Origin of the sequence: Bradyrhizobium jicamae (genome assembly GCF_001440395.1) — a bacterium.
Lineage (GTDB): Bacteria > Pseudomonadota > Alphaproteobacteria > Rhizobiales > Xanthobacteraceae > Bradyrhizobium > Bradyrhizobium jicamae.
The window spans coordinates 38,052-52,719 of record NZ_LLXZ01000012.1 but is presented as its reverse complement, the minus strand read 5'-3'; the positions used below and the strand labels follow the sequence as shown (position 1 = coordinate 52,719).

Below are 14,668 nucleotides of genomic sequence, written 5' to 3'. Positions count from 1 at the left end.
TTACAAGAACCCGATCGAAATCCACGGGAAGATCGCCACGATAATCAGGCCGACCATCAGCGCCAAGAGGTAACCCCAGATCGGCCGGATACCCTCGGCCGGATCGACGCGTCCGATGGCGCAGGCCGCATAATAGCCTACCCCGAAGGGCGGCGCGAATAACCCGATACCCATCGCGAGGATCACGATCATCGCATAGTGGACCTCGTGCACGCCGACCGCGCGGGCGATCGGAAACAGCAGCGGCCCGAACAGCACGATCGCCGGAATGCCCTCCAGCACGCTGCCCAGGATCACGAAGGCCACGATCGAGACCGCGATGAAGGTCGCCGAGCCGCCGGGCAGGCCGGTCATGGCGGCCGCCAGCGTCCGCGAGAAGCCGGACTGCGTGAGGCCCCAGGCCATGCCGGTGGCGCATCCGATGATCAGCAGGATCGCGCCCGACAGGCTCGCGGTCTCGACCAGCATCGGCATGATCCGCCGCCAGTCGAAATTGCGATAGATCAGGAGGCCGTAGACAAAAAAGCCGACGATGAAGGCGTAGACGATGCCGATGGTGGAAACCTCGGTCGCGGTCGCGATGCCTTCGACCACGGCGTAGCGGATCACGAACGGCAGCGCGATGGCGGGCAGGGCGATGAGAAACGCACGGGCAATCTCGCCGCCGCTGGCGCGTGTGACATGCCGCAAATCCTCGTTCCGGTAACGCCACCATACCAGGGCCGACAGCGTGATCGCCAGCACGAAGCCCGGCAACAGGCCGCCGGTGAACAGCGCGGCGATCGAGACCCCGGTGACCGAACCGATGGTGATCAGCACCAGGCTCGGCGGAATGGTTTCCGTCTGCGCGCCGGTCGCGGAGAGCAGGGCGACCAGATCGCCCGGTTTGGCGCCCCGCGCCTTCATCTCCGGAAACAGCACCGGCGCCACGGCCGCCATGTCGGCCGCCTTGGAGCCCGAGATGCCCGACACCAGATACATCGCCCCGACCAGCACGTAATGCAGGCCGCCACGGACATGGCCCAGGAGACTGGCCAGAAACGCCACCATGGCGCGCGCCATGCCGGTCATCTCGATCAGGAGACCGAGGAAGACGAAGAGGGGCACGGACAGCAGGATGAGGTGGCTCATGCCCTCGTCCATGCGGCCGACCAGCACCATCAGCGGCGTGCCCGTCGTCAGCGCGAGATAGCCGTAAGTTGCGAGCCCAAAGCCGAACGCAATCGGTACGCCGGCGAAGACGCAGAAGCCGGCGACGCCGACAAAGAAGATGATCAGATTGAGGTTGCCGAGCGGCTTGAGCGAGCCCCTGAGCAGCCAGAATATCCCGATGACCAGCGCCACTGAGAGGATCGCGCCCAGCACCGTGCGAAGGTTGCTCGCGCGGGCCAGCCGCAGGAATGCAAACAGCGCCATCAGGGCAATGCCGACCGGCAGCGCCGCGGCACGCCAGATATTGCTGATCTGCAGCGCCGGTGTGGTGATGTAGCTTTCCTCGTAGGCGTATTCGTAAGCCGGCCAGGCGATCAGGATCAGGAACGCCAACGCCGCCGACGTCGCCACCAGATCGAGATAGGCGCGCATAGCGGGTTTCGCATTGGCGACAATTGCCGTCATCCGCATGTGTTCGGCGCGGCGGAACGCGACCGCGGCGCCCAGCATGGCAAGCCACAGGAACAGGATCGAGGCCAGTTCGTCCGACCATATCAACGGCTGGTGCAACGCATAGCGCGCCACCACGCCGGCAAACAGGATCACGATCTCGGCGACAACCAGCAGCGCGGCCGGCAACTCGACCAGCACTCCCAGGGCATGTTCGATCGACGCCAGCACATGGCGGCGAGGAGGGGACTGCCCCACCTCGCCGCCAACGGCTTCGCTCATTCCGGCATGAGCCATGACGGCCTCTCTCAGGCGCTACGAGAGCTTGCCGACGGACTTTTCGAGCAGTTCCCAGGCCTGATCGCCGTATTTACCTTTCCATTCCGCGTAGAAGCCGGCGGAGCGCAGCTTGTCGCGGAACGGGGTGACGTTGGGCTGGTTGAAGGCAAGGCCCTTGCCGGCCAGTTCCTGCTGCAGCCCGGCATTCAGCTTGGCCACGTCCTCGCGCTCCTTGACGGCCGCCGCGTTAATGTTCTTGGCGACGATGGTCCTGACATCCTCAGGGACCTTTTCCCAGGCGCGGCGGTTCGCCAGGAACCAGAAGCCATCCCACATATGGTTCGTCAGCGAGCAGAACTTCTGCACCTCGTACAGTTTGGCAGTCGAGATGATCGCCAGCGGGTTTTCCTGGCCCTCGACGATCTTGGTCTGCAGCGCGGAGTAAACTTCGCTAAAATTGATCGAGGCTGGCGCCGCGTCGAACGCCTTGAACATCGAGGTCCAGAGCGGCGACACCGGCACGCGGATCTTGAAGCCCTTGAAGTCCTCAGGGCCGTTGATCGGCTTAGTGGACGACGTGGTCTGGCGGAAGCCGTTGTCCCAGATCTTCTCCATCACCACGAGGTTCGCTTTGGTGATCTCGCCACGGATATGGGCGCCCAAGCCCCCGTCCATGGCCTTCCAGACCGTGTCGTAGTCCGGAAACGCGAAGCCGATGCCGCTAATCGACGCCGCCGGCACCAGCGTCGCCAGAATCAGCCCTGACAGCGTGAAAAACTCGACGCCGCCCGAACGGATCTGGCTCAGCATGTCGGTATCGGAACCGAGCTGGTTGTTCGGGAAAATTTGGAGGTCGAACCGGCCGTTGGTCTCGGCCTTGATCGCCGCGGCCATTTCCTTGGCCCGGACGTTCAGCGGATGTCCATCAGGAAGGTTATTGGCGTACTTGTAGGTAAATTCGGCGGTCTGGGCCCGCGCCACCAGCGGCGCGCCAATGCCACCCAAAACCGCTGACGCAGCGGATGCCTTGAGAAGCGTGCGTCGTGAAAAACTCATCTGGGTTTCTCCCTTTGAGGATTGTTGTTCTTGAGACGACCAGATGCTCGGAAGTCATCGGCGATCTCGCGCTCGCGCGCTTATTGCAGCGTCCGCAAGCCACGGCAACACAGGCTTTGGCGGGGCAGGATTGCTTGCCCCAGACGAATGGCCGTATGGCCGTCAGGCTGGCCTGGTTTGCCAGCATATCCGGCTAAATATCTGATCTAATTGTAGATATAAATATTCCATAATATGCCTTATGCGAATTGCGGATATTCGAGGCCAGCGTTTCCAAATGCGTCCCCTCGCAGGCTTGGGTGCGGTTCAGCCGAGTTCGAGGTGGTGGATCACCGGTCGCAGGCCGTCGGGCGTGATCTCGACCGTGGCAAGCGCGATCGGCAGTTTGAAGCGCCGCGGGCCCGCGCTTCCTGGGTTCAAGTAAAGCACGCCGTCGACCGTATTGATATTCGGCACGTGGGAATGGCCAGAGACGACCACATCTATGCCGCAAGCCACGGGATCAATCCGCAGCGTCTTTAGGTCATGAAGGACGAAGATGGCCCGTCCCGCGAGCCGCACGAGTTCGGTGTCGGCGTATTCGGTGGCCCAATCACCGGTGTCCACGTTTCCCCTGATCGCGGTGACCGGCGCGATCCGGCGAAGCTCGCTGATGATGTCAGGGCGTCCGATATCGCCGCCGTGAATGATGTGATCGACTCCAGCCAGACGACGCTTGGCCTCGGGCCTAAGCAGGCCATGCGTGTCCGAAATGATGCCGACTGTGAACATCATGGGATGAATCGTGCCCGACGGTGTGGCTACCTTCCCTTGAACCTCGGCTTTCGCCGCTCCAGAAACGCCGCGACGCCTTCCCTGTGATCCTCCGTCATACTCGCGAGTGCAAACTGGTCGAGGTCCATATGGCCAGCGAGATCATCGAGCGCGTGCGCAAGACGATTGACCGTCAGCTTGGTCATGGCGACTGACAGCGGCGGCTGGGCGGCGACCTTGGCGGCGAGCGCCATCGCGGCGTCGAAGGCCTTGCCGGGATCAGCCACCTCCTCCACCAGCCGCCATTCGTAAGCCTCGGCCGCGGAAATGCGCTGATCGGCCAGGATCACGGCCTGCTTGGTGCGGGCCGGTCCGATCAGGTGCAGCATGCGCGGCACGCTTTGCCAGCTCATGTTCATGCCCAGCCCGATCTCGGGCACGCGCATATGGGCGTCGCGCGCCATCACCCGGAAATCCAGCGCGACCGCCAGCGCCACGCCGCCGCCGACGCAAAAGCCCTCGATGGCGCCGATGGTGATCTGCTCCATGTCCTGCCATGCCCGCGTCAGCCGCGGTCCGAGCTTCAGGTGCTGGCGCAAGCTGCCGAGGTCCATCGTCTGTCGCGAACGTCCTTCCGGATCCTTCAGGTCGAAGCCTGCGCTGAACGATTTGGCGCCGCCTGTGAGCACCACGACGGAAGTTTCGGCGTCATCCTCAAAGCTGCGCGCAGCATCGGTGAGCTGGCGCATCGCTTCCGGCGACAGCGCATTGATGCCATCGCCACGGTCGAAACGCACGACGGCAATGCGGCCATCCGGTCCCAGGCCCTTTTCAATCTTCACAAATTCGGTCACGCATGGCCTCCCTGCCCTTGTTTTCCCGAACCTATCCCAGAAATGAATCTGCGGTCTCGGGAAAGGCTGCAAGCAGGCCTGGAGGCGGATCACAAATGTCCGGTGCGATGGTGTTCCGGCTTGCCGCCGGGCACCGGGAAACGGATCGTGGTGCCGAGCGTGATCCAGTTGGCGTTCTCGCCCGTGATATTGCGGCCGTAGATCAGGTCGACCGAGAAAATCTCGTTCGGCCGGTAACGCAAGCCGGTCTGGAACCGCGGCTGGACCACGCTCGGCGTATCCGATTGGCCCGCCTGGCCAAAGGCTTCGATGGTCCACTGCAAGGTTTCCGTGAACTTCCAGTCGAACCCGATTCCGTAAAGCAGGTAATGGCGATCGACACTGCGGTCCCACAGCCAGCCGCCGTTGAAATTGAGACGCATGTTTTCGTTGAGCCGGAACGTCGCGGGGATCACGGTAAAGGCCGAGGCGTGTTCGCCGGTCAGCGCATCGAAACCTCCGCCGGCGTAGAACGAGATGCCAAGCCTGCCGACCCCGGTTGGCGCAATGTTCATCTTGGCTTTTGGCTGGATCGTGGTGCCCCATTCACCATCGGTGCGCGCGCGGCTAGTGAACATGCTCAACTCAACGGGCTTGAACGCATCGACCACGCAGGATGGATTGGCGACCGCCGTAAAATCGGCGTTGGATGCCGACGACAACCAGCTCTCGACCTTGCATGAGCCGGCCTCGCCAATGTCGGCGGCGTCGACCGCATAGGCGCCGTTGGCCCCCCACACCTCTCCGGCCGGAAGCCAGGCCAAAATGCCTGCCGCGACTGTTATTGCCGTGCCCCCTGCCCGGATCCCCATCGGCAAATGCTAGCAGAGTCCCTGCCTCGACATAGCCCGGATTTTGCGCCTATCCTGACGGCATGAGCGACCATGATCACGACCACCACGGCCATCATCACGACCACGATCATTCCGAGCTGTCGGAGACCGAGCTGCGCGTGCGCGCGCTGGAATCGATCCTGACCGAGAAAGGCTATGTCGATCCGGCGTCCCTCGACCTCCTGATCGATCTCTATGAAAAGAAGATTGGACCGCGCAACGGCATTCGCGTGATCGCGAAGGCGTGGAGCGACCCCGCTTATCGCGAACGCCTGATGAAGAACGCAACGGCGGCGATTGCCGAGCTGGATTATTCCGGCCGCCAGGGCGAACACATGGTCGTCGTGGAGAACACGCCGGAGCAGCACAACATGGTCGTGTGCACGCTGTGCTCCTGTTACCCGCATCCTGTGCTGGGGCTACCGCCGGTCTGGTACAAATCCGCGCCCTATCGCTCCCGCGCCGTGTCCGACCCGCGCGGCGTGCTCAGGGATTTCGGCGTGACGCTGCCCGATGCCACGAAGATACGCGTCTGGGATTCCACGGCTGAGATCCGCTACCTCGTGCTGCCGATGCGCCCCGAGGGCACCGAAGGCTGGAGCGCCGAACAGCTCGCCGAACTCGTCACCCGCGACAGCATGATCGGCACCGGCCAGCCGAAACAACCCGGCGAGATCGCCTGATGGACGGCGCGCATGACATGGGCGGCGCCAAGGGCTTTGGCCCCGTCGTGCCCGAGCCGAACGAGCCGGTATTTCACGGCGATTGGGAGCGCCGCGCCTTTGCGCTGACGGTCGCGATGGCGCGTCCGGGCGGCTGGAACATCGACATGTCGCGGTTTGCCCGCGAGAACCGCCCGCCCGAGGATTATCTCAGCAAGAGCTATTTCCAGATCTGGCTGGCCGGGCTGGAAACGCTGATGATCGAACGCGGACTGGTGACGCGTGAGGAGATCGAGGCCGGCAAGGTGCTTTCTGCGCCAAAACCCGGCGTCAAGCCGGTCGCTCCCAACGAAATTACGCCGGCGATCCGGCGCGGCGGCCCGACCGAACGCGAGGCGAAGGCGCCTGCGATGTTTGCGGTCGGTGACACCGTGCGGATGAAGGACATCCACCCGGTGACGCATACGAGGCTGCCGCAGTATGTCCGCGGCCATCTCGGCACCATCGAACTCAATCACGGCTGTCACGTCTTTCCCGACACCAACTCGCTCGGCCAGGGCGAGGATCCGCAGTGGCTCTACACCGTGCGTTTCGACGGACCGGAATTGTGGGGCAAGGACGCCGACCCGACGCTCAGCGTCTCCGTCGACGCCTGGGAATCCTATCTGGAGCGCGTGTGATGAACCTGACCCCGCAACAGGCGATGCGGGCGGCCGTCGCCGTGCCCGGCGTCCCCCGCGACGAGGACGGCCCGGTGTTTCGCGAGCCATGGGAGGCGCGCGCGTTCGCCATGGCGCTGGCGCTGCACGAGGCCGGCGTCTTCACCTGGAAGGAATGGGCAGAGACGCTGGGCGCGCAAATCAAGCGCGCGCAGGCTGCCGGCGACCCCGACACGGGCGAGACCTATTACCGGCACTGGCTTGCCACGCTGGAAACGCTCGTCGCCGCCAAGGGCGTCGCGACGTCGGATGTCCTGCATCGCTACCGCGACGCCTGGGACCACGCCGCCGACCGCACGCCGCACGGCGCGCCGATCGAGTTGACGGCGGAGGATTTTGGCAAGTGAGCCGGCGGCGCTAGGCGCCCGCATACTCTCGCCAGCCCTTCGCGCGCAACGCACAGGCCGGGCACTCCCCGCAGCCATAGCCCCAATCATGCTGCGCACCACGCTCGCCGAGATAGCAGGTGTGGGAGTGCTCGCGGATCAGATCGACCAGCCCTGCCCCGCCGAGTTCATGCGCGAGCTTCCATGTATTGGCCTTGTCGAGCCACATCAGCGGCGTGTGCAACTCGAAGTTTTTGGCCATGCCGAGATTGAGCGCGCCCTGCAACGCCTTGATCGTCTCGTCGCGGCAATCCGGATAGCCGGAATAATCGGTTTCGCACATCCCGCCGACGATGTGGCGGATGCCGCGCCGGTAGGCCAGCGCTGCGGCGAAGGTTAGAAACACCAGGTTACGGCCGGGTACGAACGTGTTCGGCAGGCCGTCGGCACCCATGGCAATGGCCACGTCGCGGGTCAGCGCGGTGTCGGAGATTTCCGCTAACGTCGGGATTTCCAGCGTGTGGCTATCGCCGAGTTTTGCCGCCCAATCAGGTTGCAGCGATTTCATCCCGGACAGCAGCCGGTCCCGGCACGCAAGCTCGATCGCATGGCGCTGGCCGTAGCTGAAGCCGAGCATTTCGACGCGCGCGAAGCGGCGCAAGGCCCAGGCCAGGCAGGTGGTGGAATCCTGCCCGCCGGAAAACAGCACCAGCGCGGTTTCGGACGATGATTGGTCGCTCATGGGAGGCCAATAGCATTCCCGGGCCGTGAGGCCAATCGGTGGAAATTGCCTCTATTTCGGCTCGTTCCGCTGGGATCGGTCCACCGCTTGCGGCATAAAGCTCTCGTCCTCCCCGACAACGGAATTCCCATGACCCCTTCCCGCGATATTTCCCGCCTCATCGAGATCATGGCGGCGCTGCGCACGCCGGTCACGGGCTGCCCGTGGGACCTCGAACAGGATTTTGCGACGATCGCGCCCTACACGATCGAGGAAGCCTATGAGGTGGCTGACGCGATCACCCGCGGCGATCTCGACGACCTGCGCGAGGAGCTGGGCGATCTGCTGCTTCAAGTCGTCTATCACGCCCGCATGGCGGAAGAGCAAAACGCCTTTGCCTTCGGCGACGTGGTCGAGGCGATCACACGGAAGCTGATCCGCCGCCACCCGCATGTGTTCGCCGACAAGGACGGCAACATTGCCCCCGCCGGCGTCAAGAGCGCCTGGGAGCGCATCAAGGCCGAGGAAAAGGCCGAGCGCGCGGCGCGCCGGCCGCCGGAAGAGACGGCTCACAAATCGCTGCTATCGAGCGTCAAGGCCGGCCAGCCGGCTCTGACACGGGCGATGGAACTGCAGCGCAAGGCGTCGACTGTCGGCTTCGACTGGAACGACCCGCGCGCTGTGCTGGCAAAAATCCGCGAAGAAGCCGATGAGATCGAGGCGGCACTCGACCGCAAGGACGTCGAAGAGCTTGCGGAAGAAACCGGCGATCTCCTGTTCGCGCTCGTCAATCTCGCGCGGCATGTGGACGCCGATCCCGAAACCGCGCTCCGGGGCACCAACGCCAAGTTCGAGCGCCGCTTTGCCTATATCGAGCGCGCGCTGGCGGCCAAGGGACGCTCGCTGGAGGGTGCAACGCTGGAAGAGATGGACGCGTTGTGGAACGAGGCCAAGGCTGCGGAGAAGCCGGCGGCTGAATCGATGCGAGCGCAACGTCGGCAGCGGTAAGAAACGAACTCTCTCGGCTCGTCGTCCCGGCGAACGCCGGGACCCATAACCACAGGAGCTTGTGGTTACGGGAAGTCATCGAACAGTTTAAGCAAATCGAAAGATCACGCGGATGGGTCCCTTGCTTTCGCAGGGACGACAGCAAGTTTACGCCACGCGTGGCACGGCGTCGAACCTGGAGACCACGATGTCGCGCTTGGTCTCGTCGACGCGCACCGTCATGTCGAAGCGCCCGTCGTGAAGCTCCTTGGTGAGCACTTCGGCATTCCGATGCAGCCAGCTGATGCCGGCGCCGTCGGAAGCATCGATGGAGAGGTCGAGCGTCGTGCGCGTCGCCGCCAGCCGCTCCTCGATCGCGCCGAGCAACTCGTCGATCCCCTCACCCGACACGGCCGAGACCAGAAAGCACGGCCGTTCCGGCGGACGCCGGGCGGCGATGTTGCGCAGGTTCTCGCGCTCCTCGGGATCGAAGCGATCGATCTTGTTCCAGACTTCGAGGATGCGTCCGCCGGAGCCGGGATCGATGCCGAGCTGACGCAGCACGGCGTCGACGTCGCGCTCCTGCGCCTCCGCGTCCTCATGCGAGATGTCGCGGACATGGAGAATGATGTCGGCCTCCAGCACCTCTTCCAGCGTGGCGCGGAAGGCGGCGACGAGCTGGGTCGGCAGGTTGGAGATGAATCCGACGGTGTCCGAGAGCATCGCCTTGCCGCCATGCGGCAGGCTCAGCGCGCGCAAGGTCGGGTCCAGCGTCGCAAACAGCATGTCGGCTGCCTGCACGTCGGCGCGCGTCAGGCGGTTGAACAGCGTCGACTTGCCGGCGTTGGTGTAGCCGACCAGCGCGACCACGCGATAAGGCACCCGCTGCCGGCCGGCGCGGTGCAGCCGCCGCGTCGCCTGCACCTTCTTCAGTTCGTTCTCCAGCCGCGTGATGCGATCGCCGATCAGGCGACGGTCGGCCTCGATCTGGGTCTCGCCGGGGCCGCCCATGAATCCAAAACCGCCGCGCTGGCGCTCCAGATGGGTCCATGACCGCACCAGGCGGCTGCGCTGGTAATTCAGATGCGCCAGCTCGACCTGCAGCGCACCCTCTTTGGTCTTGGCGCGGCGCCCGAAGATTTCCAGGATCAATCCAGTGCGGTCGAGCACCTTGGCGTTCCACGCCTTCTCGAGATTGCGCTGCTGGATCGGCGACAGCGCGCAATCCATCACCACCAGCTCGATGTCGTGGCCCGCAATCAGGCCGGTGATCTCCTCGACCTTTCCCTTGCCCAGATAGGTCGCCGGCCGGATCTGGCTGATCGGTGCGATCAATGCGTCAGCGATGGTGAGGTCGATGGCGCGTGCAAGGCCGGCGGCTTCCTCGAGCCGGGCTTCTGAATCGCGCACAGCCTCATTCGCCTGCACATCGGCATCGCCGCGGCGCATACGCAAATAAGGGCCGATGACGATCACCCGCCCGCTTTGTTTGGCCGCCGACCGCGGACGGTCGGCGCTCCCTTCACGGTCGAAGGGTTCCAATCAGTTCACTCTCAAGCCGGAGCATCCTCGCCGCCCTCGAACAACTGGATCGGAGCGCCCGGCATGATGGTCGAAATCGCATGCTTGTAGACAAGCTGAGAATGACCGTCGCGTCGCAGCAGCAAGCAGAAGTTGTCGAACCAGGTGACTATCCCCTGCAGCTTTACTCCGTTGACCAGAAAGATCGTCAGTGGCGTTTTTGTTTTGCGAACGTGGTTTAGGAAGGTGTCTTGTAGATTTTGTGCGCGGTCTGCCGCCATTGTTTTTGTCCCGCCGTCTCGGTGCTTCTTTTTATTAAGCCGGTTGTTGCTCTCTCATGGAGCCTGCCCCCGACTCGCCGGCTTCCCCTGAGATCCCCCTCCGGTCGGCTCGGCAATCCGATTAGAGGCCACGCGCGCTTTTTAGGCAAGCCGGTTCACGCGTCAGCCCCTCGGAACCCAGTGGCCATTCTCTTCAAATGACCTGAAAGAGATAAATATTCCCAAGCAGATGCATGGACCTGCTCGGGCCCACGAACCATCGAACTAACGATTCATTCAAGCTTCAGCCGACTCCAAGCGCCTTGAGCTTGCGATGTAGCGCCGAGCGCTCCATGCCGACAAATTCGGCCGTCCGCGAGATGTTGCCCGAGAACCGGCTGATCTGCGCGATCAGATAGTCACGCTCGAACACTTCCCGCGCTTCGCGCAGCGGCAGCCCCATGATGTGCTCGCCATTATTGCTGGTCGGCATCGCCGGCACCATCGAGCCCACATCCTGAGGCAGCATATCGGCGGTGATGATCGCTTCCGGGCCGCCGCCGGCCAGAATCATGACGCGTTCGACATTGTTGCGGAGCTGGCGGACGTTACCGGGCCAGACATGGGACTGCAATACCGCCATCGCGTCCTGGCCGATCTGCCGCTTCGGCAAGCCCGTCGCCACAGATATCTGATCCATGAAATAGTCGATCAGTTCGGGGATGTCCTCGCGGCGTTCCGACAGGGGCGGAACGCGGATCGGCACCACCGACAGCCGGTGATAGAGATCCTCGCGGAATCGCCCTTCCGCGATCTCCTCCTCCAGATTGCGCGCCGTCGAGGAGATGATGCGGACGTCGACGTGAATCTTGGCGGTGCCGCCCGAGCGCTGAAAGGTCTGATCGACCAGCACACGCAGGATCTTGTTCTGGGTCTCGCGCGGCATGTCGGCGATTTCGTCGATGAACAGCGTGCCGCCATGCGCCTCTTCCAGCGCGCCGGGCTTGCGCGCCTGCTCGCCGTTCGACTGCTCGATGCCGAACAGTTCGACCTCCATCCGTTCCGGCGTGATCGCCGCGGCGTTGATGACGACGAAGGGGCCTTCTGCACGGCTCGATGCATTGTGCAGCGTCCGCGCCGCCAGTTCCTTGCCGGAGCCGGAGGGACCGACGATCAAGATGCGGCTGTTGGCCTTGGCCGCCCGGTCGATGGTCTGGCGCAACTGGTTCATGCAGGCGGAGCGTCCGGTGAGAACGCTGGCGGTCGGAGCCAGTTGTTTCAATTCCTTCACTTCGCGCTTGAGACGCGAGGTCTCCAGCGCCCGCGTCGCGACCAGGATCAGCCGGTCGGACTTGAACGGCTTTTCGATGAAGTCATAGGCGCCTCGCTTGATCGCCGCCACCGCGGTCTCGATGTTGCCGTGGCCGGAGATCATCACCACGGGAACGTCGGCGTGCTCCTTCTTGACCTGCTCGAGCAGTTGCAGGCCGTCGAGCTTGGAGCCCTGCAGCCAGATGTCGAGAAACACCAGATGCGGGCGGCGGTTGGAGATTTCGGCCAGCGCCGAATCGCTGTCGCGGGCGGTGCGGGTATTGAAGCCTTCGTCTTCCAGGATGCCTGCAACGAGGTCTCGAATATCGGCTTCGTCGTCGACAATCAGAATGTCACTTGCCATGGGTTACACCTGTCTTGTCAGTTGCCTGTTGCGGCTTCGGATTTTGCTCGATCATTGGTCGCGGATGCCGCCTCATTGGTTTCGCCTGACGACCCTTTTGTTTCATTGCCGTGCTGATGTGTTTCCGCCTTCGCTGCATGCCCGGAGACGGCGAACCGCAGCCGCATCCAGGCGCCGCGCTGCCCGGGCCGGAAATCGGAGGCATCCTTGAGTTCGATGCGGCCACCATGGTCTTCCAGCACGCGGCCGACGATGGCGAGCCCGAGCCCGGTGCCCTTCTGGCGCGTCGTCACATAGGGCTCCAGCAGCCGCGCGCGGCTCACCTTGGGCAGGCCGATACCATTGTCGATCACGTCGATCACGATGTCGTCGTTTTCGCGCGCGGCGATCACGTCGATGCGTCCCTTGCCGAGTTCTTCCGGCGGCACCTGTTCGATCGCCTCCGTCGCGTTCTTGATGATGTTCGTGAGCGCCTGCGAAATCAGTCGGCGGTCGAACTGCGCGCGCATCGGGTCCTGCTTGATATCGGCCTCGATATCAAGATCGGGATGGCCTACCTTCATCAGGAATACTGCCTGCCGCACGGTGTCGGCCACGTCCTCGCCTTCCATCACCGGCTTTGGCATCCGCGCAAAGCGGGAGAACTCATCAACCATCCGCCTGATGTCGTCGACCTGTCGCACGATGGTGTCTGTACATTGTTCGAAGATGTTCTTGTCTTCGGTGATGACCTTGCCGAATTTGCGGCGAATCCGTTCCGCTGAAAGCTGGATCGGCGTCAGCGGATTCTTGATTTCATGGGCGATGCGGCGCGCCACGTCACCCCAGGCCGAGGTGCGTTGCGCGGAGACCAGCTCCGTGATGTCGTCGAGCGTGATGATGTAGCTGTCGCGCGAATGGCTGGTCTGCTCCGCGCTGACACGGACCGACAAATTACGCTCATGGCCGTCGCGCATGATCGTGATCTGGCCCTGCACCAGGCGCTGCGTACCCTCACGCGCGGTCTTCATCATGTCGTCGAGCTCGGGCAGCACATCCGACAGCGGATGGTCCAGCGTCTCGGATTCGGCATGGCCGATCAGTTTCTCGGCCGAGCGGTTAAGAATGCCGACGCTGCCGGAGGCATCGACGCCGATGATGCCGGCGCTGGCCGAGGACAACACCGCCTCGATGAAACGGCGGCGGCTGTCGATCAGGTCGGAGGCGCTGACCAGTTCGTCACGCTGGGTGCGCAATTCGGCCGTCATCTTGTTGAAGGTCTCGCCGAGCTGCGCGAGATCGCCTTCGGATTTGTGAACCGGTACCTGAACGTGCAGATCGCCGGTCGAAACGATGTTGGCCGCGCTCATCAGATTGCGGATCGGCGCCACCAGCCAGTTGGCGAAATTCAATCCGATCAGCACTGACGCCATCAGAATGGTCAGCGCAATCACGGCAAACATCAGCGCGAAGGCGACCTGGATGCCGAGCCGGCGGGCCTCGATCTGGGCGTATTCGGCGACGCTGGCCTCGGTTTGCTTGAGCTGGCTGATCACGCGCGGATCGAGCACGCGTGCGACGTAGAGGAAGGTATCGTCGAAGGCGCGCAACCGGATCACGGCGGCCACATAATTGGCCTCGGGGAAGACCGCGATCGCTGGCTCTTCTTCGCTGACGTTGCCGAGAAAATCCTTCGGCGGCGTCGTGAACTCCTGTTGGATGCCGGTCTTTGCCGTCACCAGGATGTTGCCATCCTTGTCGACCAGCATTGCCGCCGGCAGGTTTCGTGCGCCCGCATTTGCGGTCAGCAGTTGCAGAAATGACCTGCGGTCCTGGTCGAACAATGGCCGGGCAAGGGCAAGATCGTTGGCCATGCCCAGGATGTCGCCGCGGATGAGCTTCGCATGCTCCTCCATGTACGCGCGGGCAACGGTCAGCGAGTTGCCTATGACCTCGCGCGTCGGGCCCGAGAACAGCCGGTCCAGGCCGCGATCGATGGTGACGTTGGCGACGATGGCGACCAGTACGGCCGGCAGCACGGCAATGATGGAGAACAGGCTGACGATCTGGACGTGCAGCCGCGCCGCAGCCCGGCCACGGCGCCGCGCCTGAATAACCAGCCAGACCTCGCGGACGATGATGCCGACCAGCAGCAGGATGGAGGCAGCATTGATCAGCAGGAACGAGTAGACGACCTGACGGGTTGGCTCGATCGGCGTCAGGCCGCTCAGGACCACGAAGGTCAGGAACGCCGACAGCAGCGCGATCCCGACCGCAAACGGCGCCACCCACTTCCGCAGGAATCCGCCTGTGGATTGGGCAATCGATGGGTCGAACGGTGGCGCCGAGGTCTCTGCGGTGGTCATCCGGCAATTCGGTGAGATGCAAGGGCTTTAAGCCCG

The 14,668-nt window shown here is 63.5% G+C and carries 14 protein-coding genes; 4 read left to right on the top strand and 10 right to left on the bottom strand.

Annotation, left to right across the window (positions count from 1 at the left end):
• The 5 genes from CQ12_RS02715 to CQ12_RS02695 form a co-directional block, all read right to left on the bottom strand.
• Positions 1-1,899, bottom strand: a complete 1,899-nt coding sequence (locus CQ12_RS02715; protein ID WP_057833823.1) for a TRAP transporter large permease — start codon at positions 1,897-1,899, stop codon at positions 1-3.
• A gap of 18 nt (positions 1,900-1,917) precedes the next feature.
• Positions 1,918-2,937 carry a TRAP transporter substrate-binding protein gene (locus CQ12_RS02710; protein WP_057833822.1) on the bottom strand — a complete coding sequence of 340 codons (1,020 nt, stop codon included), beginning with the start codon at positions 2,935-2,937 and terminating at the stop codon, positions 1,918-1,920.
• 306 nt (positions 2,938-3,243) lie between these two features.
• Positions 3,244-3,711, bottom strand: a complete 468-nt coding sequence (locus tag CQ12_RS02705) for a metallophosphoesterase family protein (protein ID WP_057833821.1) — start codon at positions 3,709-3,711, stop codon at positions 3,244-3,246.
• Between the two features lie 26 nt (positions 3,712-3,737).
• Positions 3,738-4,544, bottom strand: coding sequence for an enoyl-CoA hydratase/isomerase family protein (locus CQ12_RS02700; protein WP_057833820.1), 807 nt, complete (start codon positions 4,542-4,544; stop codon positions 3,738-3,740).
• Positions 4,545-4,633: 89 nt separating this feature from the next.
• Positions 4,634-5,395 (bottom strand): hypothetical protein, encoded by a 762-nt coding sequence (locus tag CQ12_RS02695; RefSeq protein WP_157087963.1) that lies wholly within the window; start codon positions 5,393-5,395, stop codon positions 4,634-4,636.
• 62 nt (positions 5,396-5,457) lie between these two features.
• Between CQ12_RS02695 and nthA the strand changes: the two genes are divergently transcribed.
• From nthA to CQ12_RS02680, 3 genes are read left to right on the top strand one after another with little or no spacing between them, the layout of a single operon-like run.
• Positions 5,458-6,099: a nitrile hydratase subunit alpha gene (gene nthA / locus CQ12_RS02690; RefSeq protein WP_057833819.1), complete on the top strand. Its 642-nt coding sequence runs from the start codon at positions 5,458-5,460 to the stop codon at positions 6,097-6,099.
• Positions 6,099-6,758: a nitrile hydratase subunit beta gene (nthB, locus tag CQ12_RS02685; protein WP_057833818.1), complete on the top strand. Its 660-nt coding sequence runs from the start codon at positions 6,099-6,101 to the stop codon at positions 6,756-6,758. The genes nthA and nthB overlap by 1 nt, the downstream gene beginning before the upstream one ends.
• Positions 6,758-7,144 (top strand): nitrile hydratase accessory protein, encoded by a 387-nt coding sequence (locus CQ12_RS02680; RefSeq protein ID WP_057833817.1) that lies wholly within the window; start codon positions 6,758-6,760, stop codon positions 7,142-7,144. Before nthB ends, CQ12_RS02680 begins: the two co-directional genes overlap by 1 nt.
• Before the next feature lie 10 nt (positions 7,145-7,154).
• Here CQ12_RS02680 and queC read toward each other — a convergent pair whose 3' ends face one another.
• The gene (queC, locus tag CQ12_RS02675; RefSeq protein WP_057833816.1) at positions 7,155-7,865 is read right to left on the bottom strand and encodes a 7-cyano-7-deazaguanine synthase QueC; all 711 of its coding nucleotides are present in this window, start codon (positions 7,863-7,865) and stop codon (positions 7,155-7,157) included.
• Between the two features lie 129 nt (positions 7,866-7,994).
• On the opposite strand from queC, the gene mazG reads away from it, so the two are divergent.
• Positions 7,995-8,852, top strand: a complete 858-nt coding sequence (gene mazG / locus CQ12_RS02670) for a nucleoside triphosphate pyrophosphohydrolase (protein ID WP_057833815.1) — start codon at positions 7,995-7,997, stop codon at positions 8,850-8,852.
• A 147-nt stretch (positions 8,853-8,999) separates the two neighbouring features.
• On the opposite strand, the gene hflX is transcribed toward mazG, so the two are convergent.
• The 4 genes from hflX to CQ12_RS02650 form a co-directional block, all read right to left on the bottom strand.
• Positions 9,000-10,373, bottom strand: coding sequence for a GTPase HflX (hflX, locus tag CQ12_RS02665; RefSeq protein ID WP_057833814.1), 1,374 nt, complete (start codon positions 10,371-10,373; stop codon positions 9,000-9,002).
• A gap of 11 nt (positions 10,374-10,384) precedes the next feature.
• Positions 10,385-10,633: an RNA chaperone Hfq gene (hfq, locus tag CQ12_RS02660; protein WP_006020546.1), complete on the bottom strand. Its 249-nt coding sequence runs from the start codon at positions 10,631-10,633 to the stop codon at positions 10,385-10,387.
• Between the two features lie 283 nt (positions 10,634-10,916).
• Complete coding sequence (gene ntrX, locus CQ12_RS02655; RefSeq protein WP_057833813.1) at positions 10,917-12,287, bottom strand: nitrogen assimilation response regulator NtrX; 1,371 nt, start codon at positions 12,285-12,287, stop codon at positions 10,917-10,919.
• Between the two features lie 17 nt (positions 12,288-12,304).
• Positions 12,305-14,632 (bottom strand): sensor histidine kinase NtrY-like, encoded by a 2,328-nt coding sequence (locus tag CQ12_RS02650; RefSeq protein WP_057833812.1) that lies wholly within the window; start codon positions 14,630-14,632, stop codon positions 12,305-12,307.
• Between the last annotated feature and the right edge of the window lie 36 nt (positions 14,633-14,668).